We start from the raw sequence: 15,013 nt of genomic DNA, 5'->3' as shown, positions 1-15,013 counted from the left end.
ACGTTCATTGACAGCCTGACCCATGTCTGTAACACCATTGTCACTTAATCGTAACATTGACACCAACCAATGTCTGGCCCGACTCAATATTCAAGGAGAGAGAGAATGAAGACTATCGGCAAAATTCTATTGGCAGTTCTCATGCTTGCCATGGCCACCACCGCCATGGCAGGGACACTTGAAAAAGTTCAGCAAAACAAAGAACTTATTCTTGGCGTCAGCGAAGGCGTGGCCGGTTTTTCCGCGCCTGACTCCAACGGTCGCTGGACCGGTTTCGACGTAGATATGGGCCATGCCGTGGCAGCCGCTGTCCTGAAAGACCCGGATGCCATCAAATTTGTGCCCCTTGCCTCCAAACAGAAGATCGTCGCTGTTTCCTCGGGCCAGGTAGACCTGTCCCGCGGCACAACCTGGACCATGAAACGTGACGGAAAGCAGGGCGTGGATTTCACCGTGGTCCTGTTCTACGATGGTCAGGGCCTCATGGTAAAGAAGAGCCTGGGCGTGAGCAAAGCCACCGACCTTGACGGCGCCTCGGTGGCCGTGGTCTCCGGCACCACTTCCGAGCTGAACGTGGCCGATTTCGCCCGCGCCAACAACATCAAGTTGGAAACCGTGGTCTTCGATTCCAAGAAAGAGGCCTTCAACGCCTATGTGGCCGGACGCACCGACGCCTTCACCACCGATGTCAGCCAGTTGGCCTCCCTTCGTGCCGGTGCGACTGATTCCGACCAACACATCATCCTGCCCGAAGTTTTCTCCAAGGAGCCCCTGTCTCCCTTTGTCCGTCACGGCGACAATCAGTGGAAGGACCTGGTCACATGGGTTCTTTTCGGACTCATCGAAGCCGAAGAAAAGGGCATTACCCAGGCCAATGTCCTGGAAATGAAAAAGACCTCTACCGACCCGATGGTCCAGCGCATGCTTGGCGCCACCGGCGACATCGGCACCTTCGTCAATCTGGACAATGACTGGCTGGTCCGTGCCATTCAGGCTGTGGGCAACTACGGCGAGATGTACAACCGCAACTTCGGCCCCGACACCGCCTTGAAAATCCCCCGCGGCCACAACAACCTTTGGACCAAAGGCGGGCTGATCTACGCCATGCCGATCCGCTAGCCGGACCGTCATCACGATGCACACACACCGCACCGACCGGGACCCTGGCCGGTGCGGTCGTTCGTTCACCCCAAACCAAAGCCGGTTGTTTTGAAAGCTTCCAAACTGAAAACGCAGTTACCCACGCTCCTGGCCCAGACTCTCGTAGTCGGGGCGATTCTCTATGTGGCGCTGCAACTCTTCCAAAACACCCAGGCCAATCTTGAGGCGCGCAACATCGCCTCGGGCTTCGGGTTCCTTTCCGTGGAAGGCGGGCTGCCCATCAACGACACGCTCCTGCCCTATTCCCCGGCCGACACCTATGGACAAGCCTTTGTCATCGGTATCCTGAACACCCTGTTCGTATCCGCCCTGTCCATCGTGCTGGCCACCATACTCGGTGTCCTGGTGGGCGTGGCGCGTGTGTCCACCAACTGGCTGGTGGCCCGTTTGGCGGCCGTCTATGTTGAGGTGCTCCGCAACATCCCCCTGCTGCTGACCCTGTTTTTCTGCTATTCGACCCTGCTGGCCTTCCTGCCTGCGCCGCGCAACAGCCTGAATCCCTTCGGCGATATCTTCATCAACAACAGAGGCATGTTCGCTTCCCGGCCAGAATTTCAGGACGGCATGGGGTGGGTGTTCCTGGCCGTGACCGGAGCCGCCCTGGCCTCCATACTGCTGATCAGGAAATCCAAACGGATGCGCGATGAGACAGGCCGAGGCCTCCCGGCCGGATGGCTCTCTCTGGGCCTGCTCGCAGGACTGCCCACCGCAGCCTACTTCCTGGCAGGCCAGCCGCTGGCCTTTGACGTCCCGGCGCTCAAGGGGTTCAATTTCAAGGGAGGCATGGTCCTTAAACCCGAATTTTCCGCCCTGCTGATCGGACTGGTGATGTACACCGCAGCCTTTATCGGTGAAAACGTGCGCAGCGGCATCCAATCCGTGGACAAGGGACAACTCGAAGCGGCCAAGGCCCTTGGCCTCAAACCGGGTATGGTCATGCGCAAGGTCATCCTGCCGCAGACCCTGCGCGTCTGCATCCCGGCCACCACCAACGATTACACGAGCCTTGTAAAGAACAGCTCCCTGGCCGTGGCTATCGGCTATCCGGACATGGTGTCCATCGGCGGCACCATCATCGGCCAGAACGACCAGGCCATCGAGATCATCGGCATGTGGATGGCGGTATACCTGACCATCAACCTCGTCCTTTCCATGGGCATGAACTGGTTCAACGCCAAAGTGCAGTTGGTGGAACGATGAGTTCTCAAACCAAGACCTTCACCCCCTCTCCGTCCTCACCGCCTCCCATCGCCGCCACCGGCGTCATCCTCTGGCTTCGCACCAATCTGTTTTCGAGCTGGTTCAATTCAGCGCTTTCCATCCTGGCCCTCCTGCTCCTGATCAAGACCATCCCGCCGCTGATTTCCTGGGCGTTGATCCATGCGGTCTGGTTGGGCGGCCCGGAGATGTGCGACGGCACCACCGGCGCGTGCTGGGCCTTTATCGCAGCCAAGGCCAGGGTCATGCTCATAGGCACCTACCCGCCGGAACTCGCATGGCGACCGCTGACAGCCGCGGTGCTGTTCGCAGGGGTGATCGCGGCCACGGTGAGCGGCCGTTGCCGAAAACGCATCCTGACCGGCATCTGGCCCCTGTTTTTCGTGATTGCCCTCTGGCTCGTCGGCGGAAACGCCGGACTAAAGGAAGTGGATCAGTCCATGTGGGGAGGTCTCATGCTCAGCCTCGGACTGGCCGCCGTGGGCATCCTGTTGTCGGTGCCATTCGGCATCCTGCTGGCCCTGGGGCGGCAGTCCAGGATGGTGAGCATCAGTTCCATCTGCATCGGATTCATCGAACTGGTCAGAGGTGTTCCGCTCATCACCATCCTGTTCATGGCCTCGGTGATGATGCCGCTGTTTCTGCCGGTAAACATGCAGATCAACAACCTGCTGCGCGTCCAGGTGGGCATCATCTTCTTCTCGTCCGCCTACATAGCCGAAGTGGTTCGGGGCGGACTGCAGGCAGTCCCAACCGGCCAGATCGACGCGGCCAAGGCCCTGGGGCTTTCCCCCTGGATGGTCACCTCCTTCGTGATCCTGCCGCAGGCTCTGCGCTATGTGCTGCCGTCCCTGATCGGCCGCTGCATCGCCCTGTTCAAGGACACCTCCCTGGTCATCATCGTCGGGCTGCTGGACTTCCTGGGCATGGCCAAGGCCGCTTCCCAGGATCAGGTATGGCTCGGCCATGAGGTCGAAGGCTACATTTTTTGCGCCGTGGTGTACTGGTGCATCTGCTTCGGCATGAGCCGATACGGCCGCAGCATCGAGAAACGCGGCCCCAAGAACAACAGCTAAAAGGCTTCGCCATGGATATCAACGAAATCGTCATTGACATAAAAGGGCTGAACAAGTGGTACGGCGACTTCCATGTGCTCAAAAACGTCGACCTCCAGGTTCACAAGGGCGAACGCATCGTCATCTGCGGACCGTCCGGCTCCGGCAAATCGACCCTCATCCGGTGCATGAACCAGCTTGAACATCACGAGGAAGGGGTCATCATCGTGGACGGGACCGAGCTCACAGGAAACCTGAAGGGCATTGAAAAAATCCGCCGCGAAGTGGGTATGGTCTTCCAGAATTTCAACCTCTTCCCGCACATGACCGTGCTGGAGAATCTCACCCTTGCCCCGATCTGGGTACGGAAAATGCCGAAAAGGGAGGCCGAGGCAACGGCCATGCATTTCCTTGAGCGGGTGCGCATCGCTGAACAGGCGGCCAAATACCCCGGCCAACTGTCCGGCGGGCAGCAACAGCGTGTGGCCATCGCGCGCGCCCTGTGCATGAACCCCAATATCCTGTTATTCGACGAACCAACATCGGCGCTGGACCCGGAGATGATCAAGGAAGTTCTCGATGTCATGGTAAGCCTGGCCGAAGAAAACATGACCATGGTTTGCGTAACCCACGAAATGGGCTTTGCCCGCACCGTGGCCGATCATGTCATATTCATGGATTGCGGCGAGATCGTGGAACAGAATCCCCCGGAGGAATTCTTCTCCAATCCGCAATATGACCGCACCAAGCTTTTCCTCAGCCAGATACTGCAGCATTGATCCCGCCGCGCAGCGATTTGAAAACAGGGGCTTGCTTTTCTAGACATCCCAAGGACAATTTGAACGTTTTTCCGTTCTCAACCGTACACTAATACATATTATTCTGGAGGATGAAACATTGTTCACCTGGCCTAAATCCAACGATGTTCTCGGTTCCGTCAACCGGGGAAACGCTATCGAATCCGGATTGTGCACGCTCTGCCGCGCCGACTGCCAAGGCAAATGCGAAACCTGGCTCTCTTCCCTGCGCGGACGTGAGATGCTCTACCCCCGCGATTTCGGCATGGTCACCGCGGGCAGCGGCAACACCACCCATGTGGGTGTCTCCTACAACTCCCTGCGCATCCAGGGCCTCAATTACGGAGCCCTCGGCTCCAAGGGCACCAACGGCGACCACCTGTTCACGGACGTCAGCCTGGAAACGAGCTTCGGCGCCGAGGAAAAGACCAAATGTCGCGTGCCCTTCATGACCGGCGCACTCGGCTCCACTTTCATCGCAGCCAAATATTGGGACTCCTTTGCCGTGGGCTGCGCCCTGGTCGGCGCCCCCATCGTGGTCGGTGAAAACGTGGTCGGCGTGGACCGCGAGTCCATCATCCAGAACGGCCGCATCTCCTCCGCTCCCGAGTTGGATCGCCGCATCGAAACCTACATGCGCTACTACGACGGCTACGGCGCCATCATCGTCCAGCTGAACGTGGAAGACACCCGCAACGGCGTGGCCGAGTACGTGGCCGAAAAATACGGCGACAAGGTCATCATCGAGCTCAAATGGGGCCAGGGCGCCAAGAACATCGGCGGCGAAATCGAAGTCTCAAGCCTCGAATACGCCCTTTTCCTGAAAAAACGCGGCTACCTCGTCGACCCCGACCCGGAAAAGGCCGAAGTGCAGGAAGGCTTCAAGCGCGGTGCGATCCACAGCTTTGCCCGCCACAGCCGCCTGGGCTACACCGAGCTGAACACCTACCAACAGGTCCACGACGACTTCATGAACTCCGTGGTCTACCTGCGCAAGCTCGGCTTCAAACGCATTTCCCTGAAAACCGGCTCCTACGGCATGGAAGCCCTGGCCATGGCCATCAAGTTCGCCACCGAGGCCAAGCTCGACCTGCTGACCATGGACGGCTCCGGCGGCGGCACGGGCATGTCCCCCTGGAACATGATGGAAAGCTGGGGCGTTCCCTCCATCCTCCTGCACTCCAAGGCCCACGAATACGCCACCCGCCTGGCCGCCAAGGGTGAAAGGGTCGTGGACATGTCCTTTGCCGGAGGCTTTGCCAAGGGCAGCAACATCTTCAAGGCCCTGGCCATGGGCGCTCCCTTCACCAAGATGATCTGCATGGGCCGCGGCATGATGATTCCCGGGTTCCTGGGAGCCAACATAGAAGGCGTGCTGAACCCTGAACGCCGCACCGAACTCAGCGGCAACTGGGACAGCCTGCCCGCTTCCGTCTCCAAGTACGGCAAGACCGCAGAAGAAATCTTCGCCTGCTACCAGGACGTGGAAGCCAAGGTCGGCAAAGATGAAATGAAAAACATCCCACTGGGTGCCGTAGGCATCTGGTGCCTGGTCGACAAGCTCTCCGCAGGTCTCCAGCAGTTGCTGGCCGGTGCCCGCAAGTTCGACCTGACCGGCATCAGCCGCGCCGACATCGCCTCGGCCAATCGCGAGACCGAACGCGAAACCGGTATCCCGTTCATCACCGATGTCATGGACGACACTGCCAAGAAGATCCTGGACATGTAAGGTCCGATTCTCACCACCAGACAATGTGAAAGGGCCGCTCCTGCAATGGAGTGGCCCTTCTTGTTGCTCATCAGCCAGAAGTCCTGGACTCATTGCCTGCCCTGCTTTCGGCAACGGCTTTGCTGGATTCAAGCGGCATGAGAAGGGACGCGCAAGGGTGCAATTGCCAGATTTTGCGTTACCTTTCTCCTTTATATTCAATCAGATAAAAACACGATCACGCTATGGACGCGCCAGGCATGGCCCGTGCATAGGAGGAGGCATTGCCACGGAGAATCCAACAAGGAGAACGCATAATGGAACTCACCTTTACCGTACACGGTCACTCTTGTGATCTTGCGCTGCACCCTGTGTCAGAGAAAACGGCCCGAATCATTGAAACCCATGGATCGGATGTCTATTCAATGAAAGCCCTGGAATGGTGGCGCAAAGGCAAAACCTCCACCTGGGGCATGCGTATCGATGACGTATGCCATATCCAGGTTTCAGTGGATGGAAAAGCCGTTGCCCTCGACCATGAGAGGATATTGGCTGATCCGATGAAGATTCGCAGACGAATGTATCTTGACAGCCGGGCCAAATACCTCTGTGTCCTCGGGTTCGACAACGAGATGTGCAAGTTTTCCTGGAAATGGGACAATATCTCGGAATTCGACCCGGCCAACTTCGAATTCATGGTGCACCAATGGGACCGCATCATGGGCGAACAGGGATACTTCATCCTGGACGAGATTCGCTACGGCAAGGAATTTGCCACCAACCACGATTGGTGCGACGCTTCCGGGTTCACCCTGGTTCCACCGCGCATCATCGACCTCGAAGAGGTCCGGCGGGAATTACAGAGAGGAACGCCCGAGCATGAAGGGCCGGCATTCCCGTCTTCCCTGTCGGATATGCATGCAGTCCCGAAACAATCCTGACCTATATCGCCGCAGGGGTTTTGAACACCCCCAAAAGCAGACCCCGTACCTTTTGGTACGGGGTCTCGGCGCGGGGAACAACCCCACAGGAACTACTGCTGTTCCGCAGGTTCGACCTGGACCGACGCCTCGGAGTCAAGCGCGGGCTGCAACCGAATGGTGACAGTGGTTCCCTTGCCGGGCTTGCTGGCCAGGGAGACGCTGCCGCCGCACTCCTCTATGATCTTCTTGATCATGGGCAAACCGAGTCCGCTACCCCCGTCCTTGGTAGAATAGAACGGGTTGAACGCCCGGTCCATCTGGTGCTCGTCCATGCCCGATCCCGTGTCGATGATCCGTATAACCACCTCGTTGTCGCCCATGCCAATTTCAATCAGGATCAGACCGCCGTCAGCCATGGCCTCGATGCTGTTCTTGACGGTATTGACGAGGCACTGCTTGAGTGAATCGGTATCCCCCTGCACCGAAGGCAAGGGCGGGGTCGTCCTGACTTCGATTTGATACCCGTGCTTGCCGTAGCCCGCGAGCATCAGTTCAGCCACATCCCGGCACACGGCCACGACATCAACAGTGCCTTCCGGGACACTCGACGGACGGGCAAAGCTGAGCATGCTGGTGAGCAGGCGATCCAATCGCTTTGTCTCATCCACGATGATCTGCACCTTCTCCCTTTCCTGCTCGCCGAGACTGGTTGACCGCAAAAGGGCGTTGGCAAAGCCGCCCACGGCGTAAAGCGGGTTGCGGATCTCATGTGCCAGGTAGGTGGACATCTCGCCGATAATGGCGAACTTATCCCGTTGCTGCTGGTACTTCTCGCGTTGGGTCCTCTCCGTGATGTCTCTGTGCATGACCATGATATGCGACATATTCCCTCGCATGTCGTAAATGGGATAGGCATAGAGCCGATAATACTGCAAAAGGCCGCTCCCGTTGACCCGCGTGATCAGGGTCTCTTCCTTCTGTCCGCTCTGCAGGGTCTTGTGAAAAGGGCACTGGGGATCAAGCTGATTGCAAAAATCGGAGCCGTCTCTCAGGCGGGCGGCGACCCAGCACGGCTTGCCCAGAAGTTCCTTGCGGGGAACCCCGGCCCGCTGCCATACAGTCCGGTTCAGATCCTGAATGATCCCCTTCTTGTCGAGCAAAAAGATGTCTTCCCTGATTTCATCGATGATGGATTGGATCAGCGTGCGCTGATGGTCCATCTGAACCATGTAGTTGCCCTTGACCACGGCCATATCATGCAGTCCGCACAGGAACACGATCTCGCGATGATCCATCAGGGCGATGGAATCCGGGAGAGACTGGCGGAGCCTCGACCGGATGGACTTGTCTCCCGTAATTTCAACGACCAGGTTGATCTCGGGATGGGCCGCGAGCATGGCCTCAAATGACACATAGACCGGACAGGTCGTCTCGTAGAGGTTCGGAGCATCGCCCTGGTCCGCGTTGCTTATGGCGGTCAAACGCATTTCAGGCAGGAATTCCCTGAAGGCTTCGTTGTAGATAAGATCAATCAGGACCTTCAGGGTCGCCCCTGTCCCCACGACCCCCACATTGAACGGCCCCAATGAACCGTTCCAGTAGCAGATTCCCATATTCTCATGGGTAAAATCATTCATGACAAGTCTCCGAGGTGACTAGCGGTTTGAATCAACGAACGGCTGATCCGTCAATGAGTTCCGACATGCTTATCTGCCCGTGTCTGAGAAGCTTCCTTTCCGTGGCCCGCTGGACCGTCTGTATGATTTCCGGCATGGACGCGGGCTTGAGCAGGTAGTCGAACACCCCGTTCTGCAGGAGATCCATGGCATCGCCGATGGAGGTATGTCCCGTCAGACAAATGGTTTCCACGTCAAAACCCTGCAGCCGTATTTCGCTAAAGGTTTCCGCGCCGGACATGCCGGGCATTTTCATGTCGAGCAATACCACATCATAGTCCCTGGTGACGAGCATATTGATGGCCTCATGCCCGTCCTGGGCCTCGTCCACATAATAATTCTCCTTTCTCAGGAGCTGGGCTACGGATTTTCTGAACCGCTCTTCGTCGTCGACCACAAGGATTCTTGCCTTGATTGTCATAAGCACCTCATTATGATTTGACCGGGATACACACCGTGAATGCCGCCCCCTCTCCGGGTCGGGAGTTCACCGAGATGTTCCCCCCGAGTTCGTTGACGATCCTCAGGCTGACGGACAGTCCGAGGCCCGTGCCTTCGCCCGGTGATTTGGTCGTGAAAAAGGGGTTGAATATCCGTTCGCGCAATTCTGCCGGGATGCCCGGACCGGTATCCCGTATTTCCGTACAGGCCATTTCACCCGAACAATACGTGGTAATGAGGATGTCGCCATCGGCTTGCACGGCCTGCACCGCATTGATGAGAAGATTGAGAAAGACCTGCCGCAAGAGCGGGGGATCGGTCTTGACCATGGGCAACCGGTCGTCGAACAAACGGATTATCCGGATGTTCTTCGGACTGGTTTCGCGCTCGACCAGCTCCAACATGTCCTCCACCAGACGATTGATGTCGGCAAGCTGGGATACGGTCTTTCTGTGACGGGCGAAATCCAGCAGCTTGTGGGTGATGTCGGAGCAGCGCATCACCTGCGCGTAGATGACGTCGAGGCTCCCCCGGATTTCCTCCATTTCTTGGGGAGACGGGTTTGAAGCGAGGTTGAACCGCATGAGCTCCGCTTCCTGCATGATGATGTTCAGGGGGTTGTTTATCTCATGGGCTATGCCGGTGGAGAGCTCGCCGAGTGCCAGTACGCGTTGGGACTGAATGAGCTGGTCCCCAAGTTCGGACTGCTCGACCGAGGCATCCTTGAGCCAACGGGCGGACGTCCTGAGCAGCATCCACATGACAACCGTCAACACGGTGGCAATGGACAAGACAACCGTGCTCCCGCTGAATTGCCGTTGCCAGACAAGTGCCGCAATGGCCAGGCAGGACGCCGGGTAGGCATATTGTCCCACCCGGACGATATCTCTGGCCCGAGTCAGGCTCATGCGTTCTCCCGCCGCTGTCTTCGGAGCCGGGCGTGCTCATGGGCAGCACGGATGCGCTCAAGCAGGTTGTCGATGGAAAACGGCTTGAGGATATAGTCATAAGCCCCCTGGCTGATGCCTTCGACGCCCGACTGCATGGAGCCGTGCCCCGTAAGCAGGATGACCTCCACCTCCCGGAACCGCTTGCGGATCTCCTTCAGCGTCTCGATGCCGTTCATGCCCGGCATGCGCACGTCCAGGACCACCACGTCGACCGGGGTGTTTTTCAAGAACAACAGAGCCTCCTCGCCGGTGCCGACAGTGTCCACATCCACATTGCGTTTTGTCAGGCGCCGCTCGATCAGCTTCAGGAAATCGGGTTCGTCGTCCACTACGAGTATTCTGATTCTGGTCATGCTTCCTCCTTGCAACCGGGGAAATGAGGACAGGCGAACGGCAGCCTGACAGTGAACGTGGTGCCGAGACCCTGCTCACTGTGCACGTTGATGGTGCCGCCGATCTTGCTCAGGGTGCTGTAGACTATGGACAGGCCCAGGCCGGTCCCCTCGCCTGTTGGTTTTGTCGTGAAAAAGGGGTCGAAGACCTTGGAAAGGTTCTCCCTGGAAATACCCTCGCCGCTGTCGGCGATATCCATGGCGACCATATCCCCCTCCACGCGGGTGGTGACCGTGATGGCGCCGTTCTCGCCGATGGCGTCTATGGCGTTCTCCAGCAGATTGAGAATGACCTGCTGCACCTGGTTGGAATCGGTGGTGATGAGCGGCAGTTCCTGATCCAGACGGCAATCCACCTGGATATTCCGATGCCGGGTTTCATTTTCCAGGAAAGCCACCGTCTGATTGGCCAGCATATTCAGGTCCACGTCCTCGTTCAGCGGTTCCATGCGCCGGGCAAAGCCGAGCATCCTGTGCGTGACCTTGCGAGCCCGCTCCACGTGCCTGTCGATGTCGGCAAGCGCTTCCTGGAGCTCGTCCACGGCCTTGCTTTCTCCCAGCTCGCCGTCGTTGAGAATGTCCCGTATCCAACCTGCGCTTTCCCGGATGATGGAAAGCGGATTGTTGACCTCATGGGCCACCCCGGCCGCCAGCTTCCCCAGGGAAGCCATCTTGCTGGACTGCATGACCGCCGCATCCATGGCCGCCCGTTCACGATCCGATGCCTTGAGCTTTGCCACCACCGAACTGACCGTGACGTACGCGCCTAAGAAGATCACCAACGCGCACACCCCGAGCAGGGTGTATATCAGGGATTTGGTCCGCATCAGGGGAGACAGCCCTTCCTCCGGATTTTCCAGAATGACCAGACGCCAGTCAGTGTTGGCCAGCGGGGTCGTCCCGGCCAGAAAGGTCGAGCTACCGTCAGACCATTCCAGTATCTCGATATCCCTGCCGCCCTTGTGGTCCGGGATGGATGCCTTTGACAGCACCTTCCCTCCGAACCGGGACGGCGTTTGCAACTGGTTTTTGTCGTTGACGATATATGCGTCACCGTATTTTCCGGTACGGACATTTCTGACAAGCGAGATAAAGACGTCGGAATCGATGGTGGCCCGGAGTATCCATGTCTTGCCGGCTTCCTGCCGCTTCACGGCAATGATGAAATGCGGGAAATTGCGGAATCCCATGAACACGTCGCTGATATACAGCCCCTTGAGCATGACCTGATGGAACCAGGATTCGTCCTTGTAATTGACCTCCTTGAGGTCGAACGGACCGCTGTACGCCTCATGGCGGCCATCATGACCGATGACGCCTACATCAATGAAGGAACGCGATGTTTCGTGAATGACTTCGAATACCGCGTCGAGGTAGGCCTGATCGGTCATTTCCGCAAAGGAATGCATGTCCGCCAGCATGCGGAGCTGCACCACCCGCTCATTGAGGAACATGTCTATGGCATCCCGCCTATTGCTCACCATGAGCTTCAGATTGCTGGTCAGTTTTTCCTCATAGGTCTGCTTGAATTCGGCATGGATGACATAGCCCAGCGCGAACAGAGGGACGAGGGAAAGGCCCAGGATGATCAGGACGAGATTCCACTTGAGCCTGGTATAGGATGTACTCATCATGACACGTACCTCGCGGCCCCGTGTTCAGTGGGCAGGGTCGAAAGGACTGTGCCGATGTCATTTTCAAACTTGTTCCTGTACCGGGCACATGCCTGCGAATCCGCCATGGACATGTCGATCTGGCGCGTGTGCATGAGCAGATAGCCCAGAATGGCCATGGCCTCTTCGACGGCCTCCCTGGACACCCCTTCAAGTCGGGCAAACAGGGCGTCTTCCTTGATTTCTACGATGAAACCGTGCCGCTCCAGCACCTCCTCCACAAGCTGCGCCCTGGAATGACGGCGCCCCATGTCGGCTCCGCCGCCCTTGAATTGGAACAGGGCATAGTTCGCGTTCGAGTCGTCTCCGGCAAACCCTTCTATGGTACAGAAATGAAAACCGAACCGGGACTGGAGATTGCAGTAGTTTCTGCCCACAATGAAGTAGTTGCGTTCTCCCATGTCGTTCATGGCTCCCGGCGCAAGGGCCGGATTCCGAGCCGCGCTGCTGAGCACGGACATGAAACCGTCAATGCAGACGGGCGGCGGTCCTTCCCAGGGAACAGCCATCATGCCGAACCACAACGCCTTCATGGCGTTGGAACGGACATCCTCGATGCTGATGCTTTTGCTCTCGGCAGATTCAGCCGTGCCGCCGCCAAGGTCCACCAGCCAGTATTGCATGGCCTTCTCACCGGTCAGCCTGCGCGCGCTCGAAACGGGCCGACTGCCCTTGGTGAACATCTCGGCCACGGCCTTTTCATGACAATACCGGGTGATATCGTGCAGGGATCGGCAACTCTCTGGCCTGAAATCGGGCGATTCCGGGTCGGTCAGGTTCAGGGGGGTTATGAAGGCGAGCACATTTTTCAAGGCCATGCCCACATCAGAGACCCTCGGCTTGGGTGCCGGTCTGGACGACCGGTCGATCTGCTTCTGGCGGTGACCGAGATACACCGTTCCCGTGGAACCGTTGACCGTGACCAGGCCGACCCCGGAAAGCCGTTCGATTGCACCCGGCGCACCGATCAGGGCGGGAACGCCGTATTCCCGGGCGACATTCGCCAGATGTCCCACGGGACTGCCGAACTCCGTGACCAGAGCCGCGGCCTTCGGCAACAGGGCCGACAACTGCGGACGGGCGTTCCTGGCCAGCAGGACTGCTCCATCGGGAAACCCGAACATGTCCTCCTTGGTCTCCACTTTGACCACATAGCCGAACGCGGCACCGGGACTGGCTGGAGTGCAACCAGACAACAGCGCCAAATGCCTGCTCTCGTCTTCGTCCGAGACTGTTTCCGGCGCTCCGGAACTCACCGTCAGGGGACGGCTCTGGAGAATGACTATCTTCCCGTCCCGTGCCTGCGCCCATTCGATGTCCTGCGGATGTGAAAAATGATCTTCGATACGCATCGCCATGGCCGCCAGCCGAAGCGCATCGGCGTCGGTGATGGAAGGGGCAACGGCCAAATCCCCGTAAAGGCGCTCCTTGCGAACCTTGCCGCCGGAGGCCAGCACGAAGCAAACTTCCTTTTCGGCTGTATCCCTGCGAACAATGGCCTGGGTGGTCCGGTCGATGATCCATGAATCCACCTCCGAACTACCGTCCACGACCGCACAGGGCAAACCGCATACGGCATTGACGACGACGGTATCGTCATCCCCCATGGGGGACCGGGTGTAGACCACGCCTCCAGCCCTGGCGTCGATCATTTCCATGCACCCCACAGCCATTATCATGTCGTCCTCACGAAGACCGCGATTGCGGATATAGGTCATGGCCGTGGCCGAGTACATGCTGGCCAGGACAGCACGATACGCTTCCATCAGGTTGGCCGGACGCACACCCAGCACAGACTTGAACTGTCCCGCGAAACCGGCTTGTTCGGAATCTTCATCCAGGGCACTGCTGCGCACGGCAAACCGGATATTTCCGAATCGCGCGCACTGGGCCTGGACGGCCTTTTCAATCTCAACCGGGATCTGGGCGAGATCAATGGCGTTGCGAACAGCCTTTTCAAGGCTGTAGAGCTGTTCCAGATTGCTGCCGTCATGGATCTGAATGAGTCGGCTGATCTCATCATCAAGCCCGGTGCTTTCCATGAACATGCGGAAAGCCGAAACCGTGATGGAAAACCCGTGGGGGACATCCACGCCGAGCCTGGCACGAATCTCTCCGAGCAGGGCCACCTTCGACCCTGTTTCGGGCAGGGATTCGGCCCGGACTTCCTTCATTTCAAGCACAACAGGACCGAGCGGCCGGGCCGAACGGGATTCGAAAGCTTCGTCCATGGACTGGACAACATTGTTGAAAACATTCCTGAGCGCTTCATATTTTCCGGGAGCCATGAGGCAGAGGCGTTCGATCATCTGGCGCACGCCCGACGCCACCTTGAGGCTTTGCGCCCTGACGTGGGATATGCCGAACACCTGGTCGGACTGCGCCTCGCCGGTCATTTCGGCCATGAGTTCAAGTGCTTCGTTGTTGGCCGACAGCAGCAGCCGGAAGTTCTCCGATTTTGCCAGGAACAGTTCTGCCGTTTCATCCTTTTCGTCAGGATTTCTGTGAATGAAATTGAAAAGAGTCTTGAGCGTATTCTTCACGGCACACCTCCGACAGTTGGGCCTAGCTCCGCTGCCTGGATCTGACGGCATCCAGCACCTTGAAATACAATTCGTCGGTACCCACCGGCTTGAGCATGAAGTCGAAGGCGCCGAAGTCCATGCCCTGGATGAGCGTCTTGGAATCGGCGTGTCCTGTCAGGATGATGACCGGAAGGTCGGGGGCTATGGCCTTGATGCGCCTCAAGGTCTCGATGCCGTTCATCTCGGGCATCATGACGTCGAGAATGACCACGTCGAACTCGGCGTCCCGAATTTTGTCAATGGCCTCCTGACCGCTTGAAGCGATGGTTATTTCGGCATTTCTGCGCTCGAATCTGCGCGAATAGGCGGTGAGAAAGTCGGTTTCATCATCAACCAGCAACAAACGTATTTTCATCATCTCGATTCTCCTCGGTTCAGCCCCATCTTGGGGCCGGAGGTGGGGGCACACCTCCGGCCCCAAGATGGGGCTGAAC

13 protein-coding genes are annotated in these 15,013 nt (G+C 58.1%); 6 read left to right on the top strand and 7 right to left on the bottom strand.

What is annotated here, in order from left to right; all coding sequences use genetic code 11:
* Positions 1 to 105 precede the first annotated feature (105 nt).
* From DWB63_RS13070 to DWB63_RS13045, 6 genes are all read left to right on the top strand, one after another.
* Positions 106 to 1,119, top strand: a complete 1,014-nt coding sequence (locus tag DWB63_RS13070; RefSeq protein WP_128329294.1) for an amino acid ABC transporter substrate-binding protein — start codon at positions 106 to 108, stop codon at positions 1,117 to 1,119.
* Positions 1,120 to 1,209: 90 nt separating this feature from the next.
* The gene (locus DWB63_RS13065) at positions 1,210 to 2,361 is read left to right on the top strand and encodes an ABC transporter permease subunit (RefSeq protein WP_128329293.1); all 1,152 of its coding nucleotides are present in this window, start codon (positions 1,210 to 1,212) and stop codon (positions 2,359 to 2,361) included.
* Positions 2,358 to 3,455: an amino acid ABC transporter permease gene (locus DWB63_RS13060; protein WP_128329292.1), complete on the top strand. Its 1,098-nt coding sequence runs from the start codon at positions 2,358 to 2,360 to the stop codon at positions 3,453 to 3,455. The genes DWB63_RS13065 and DWB63_RS13060 overlap by 4 nt, the downstream gene beginning before the upstream one ends.
* Before the next feature lie 11 nt (positions 3,456 to 3,466).
* Entirely contained in the window at positions 3,467 to 4,213 is a 747-nt protein-coding gene (locus tag DWB63_RS13055; RefSeq protein WP_128329291.1) for an amino acid ABC transporter ATP-binding protein, read from the top strand.
* Between the two features lie 118 nt (positions 4,214 to 4,331).
* Entirely contained in the window at positions 4,332 to 5,960 is a 1,629-nt protein-coding gene (locus DWB63_RS13050; RefSeq protein WP_128329290.1) for a glutamate synthase-related protein, read from the top strand.
* Positions 5,961 to 6,256: 296 nt separating this feature from the next.
* Positions 6,257 to 6,880 (top strand): hypothetical protein, encoded by a 624-nt coding sequence (locus DWB63_RS13045; RefSeq protein WP_128329289.1) that lies wholly within the window; start codon positions 6,257 to 6,259, stop codon positions 6,878 to 6,880.
* 92 nt (positions 6,881 to 6,972) lie between these two features.
* On the opposite strand, the gene DWB63_RS13040 is transcribed toward DWB63_RS13045, so the two are convergent.
* From DWB63_RS13040 to DWB63_RS13010, 7 genes are read right to left on the bottom strand one after another with little or no spacing between them, the layout of a single operon-like run.
* Positions 6,973 to 8,499, bottom strand: a complete 1,527-nt coding sequence (locus tag DWB63_RS13040; RefSeq protein WP_128329288.1) for an ATP-binding protein — start codon at positions 8,497 to 8,499, stop codon at positions 6,973 to 6,975.
* A gap of 31 nt (positions 8,500 to 8,530) precedes the next feature.
* Entirely contained in the window at positions 8,531 to 8,959 is a 429-nt protein-coding gene (locus DWB63_RS13035; protein WP_128329287.1) for a response regulator, read from the bottom strand.
* A gap of 10 nt (positions 8,960 to 8,969) precedes the next feature.
* Positions 8,970 to 9,887, bottom strand: a complete 918-nt coding sequence (locus DWB63_RS13030; RefSeq protein ID WP_128329286.1) for an ATP-binding protein — start codon at positions 9,885 to 9,887, stop codon at positions 8,970 to 8,972.
* Positions 9,884 to 10,282: a response regulator gene (locus DWB63_RS13025; RefSeq protein ID WP_128329285.1), complete on the bottom strand. Its 399-nt coding sequence runs from the start codon at positions 10,280 to 10,282 to the stop codon at positions 9,884 to 9,886. The genes DWB63_RS13030 and DWB63_RS13025 overlap by 4 nt, the downstream gene beginning before the upstream one ends.
* A complete protein-coding gene (locus DWB63_RS13020; RefSeq protein WP_128329284.1) occupies positions 10,279 to 11,955 on the bottom strand; it encodes a PAS domain-containing sensor histidine kinase in 1,677 nt (558 codons plus the stop codon). The genes DWB63_RS13025 and DWB63_RS13020 overlap by 4 nt, the downstream gene beginning before the upstream one ends.
* Positions 11,952 to 14,537 carry a PEP/pyruvate-binding domain-containing protein gene (locus DWB63_RS13015; RefSeq protein WP_164879891.1) on the bottom strand — a complete coding sequence of 862 codons (2,586 nt, stop codon included), beginning with the start codon at positions 14,535 to 14,537 and terminating at the stop codon, positions 11,952 to 11,954. The genes DWB63_RS13020 and DWB63_RS13015 overlap by 4 nt, the downstream gene beginning before the upstream one ends.
* A gap of 22 nt (positions 14,538 to 14,559) precedes the next feature.
* Positions 14,560 to 14,937: a response regulator gene (locus DWB63_RS13010; protein WP_128329282.1), complete on the bottom strand. Its 378-nt coding sequence runs from the start codon at positions 14,935 to 14,937 to the stop codon at positions 14,560 to 14,562.
* Positions 14,938 to 15,013 lie beyond the last annotated feature (76 nt).

This window comes from Pseudodesulfovibrio sp. S3 (assembly GCF_004025585.1).
GTDB lineage: Bacteria > Desulfobacterota > Desulfovibrionia > Desulfovibrionales > Desulfovibrionaceae > Pseudodesulfovibrio.
Note: the sequence above shows the minus strand (reverse complement) of the source record. Positions and strands in the feature narration are given on the sequence as shown.

Bases quoted from the DNA above. Each gene is read 5' to 3' on its own strand.
- DWB63_RS13070 (WP_128329294.1), top strand. From the start codon at position 106: ATGAAGACTATCGGCAAAATTCTATTGGCAGTTCTCATGCTTGCCATG.
- DWB63_RS13060 (WP_128329292.1), top strand. From the start codon at position 2,358: ATGAGTTCTCAAACCAAGACCTTCACCCCCTCTCCGTCCTCACCGCCT.
- DWB63_RS13055 (WP_128329291.1), top strand. From the start codon at position 3,467: ATGGATATCAACGAAATCGTCATTGACATAAAAGGGCTGAACAAGTGG.
- DWB63_RS13045 (WP_128329289.1), top strand. From the start codon at position 6,257: ATGGAACTCACCTTTACCGTACACGGTCACTCTTGTGATCTTGCGCTG.
- DWB63_RS13040 (WP_128329288.1), bottom strand. From the start codon at position 8,499: ATGAATGATTTTACCCATGAGAATATGGGAATCTGCTACTGGAACGGT.
- DWB63_RS13035 (WP_128329287.1), bottom strand. From the start codon at position 8,959: ATGACAATCAAGGCAAGAATCCTTGTGGTCGACGACGAAGAGCGGTTC.
- DWB63_RS13030 (WP_128329286.1), bottom strand. From the start codon at position 9,887: ATGAGCCTGACTCGGGCCAGAGATATCGTCCGGGTGGGACAATATGCC.
- DWB63_RS13025 (WP_128329285.1), bottom strand. From the start codon at position 10,282: ATGACCAGAATCAGAATACTCGTAGTGGACGACGAACCCGATTTCCTG.
- DWB63_RS13020 (WP_128329284.1), bottom strand. From the start codon at position 11,955: ATGATGAGTACATCCTATACCAGGCTCAAGTGGAATCTCGTCCTGATC.
- DWB63_RS13010 (WP_128329282.1), bottom strand. From the start codon at position 14,937: ATGATGAAAATACGTTTGTTGCTGGTTGATGATGAAACCGACTTTCTC.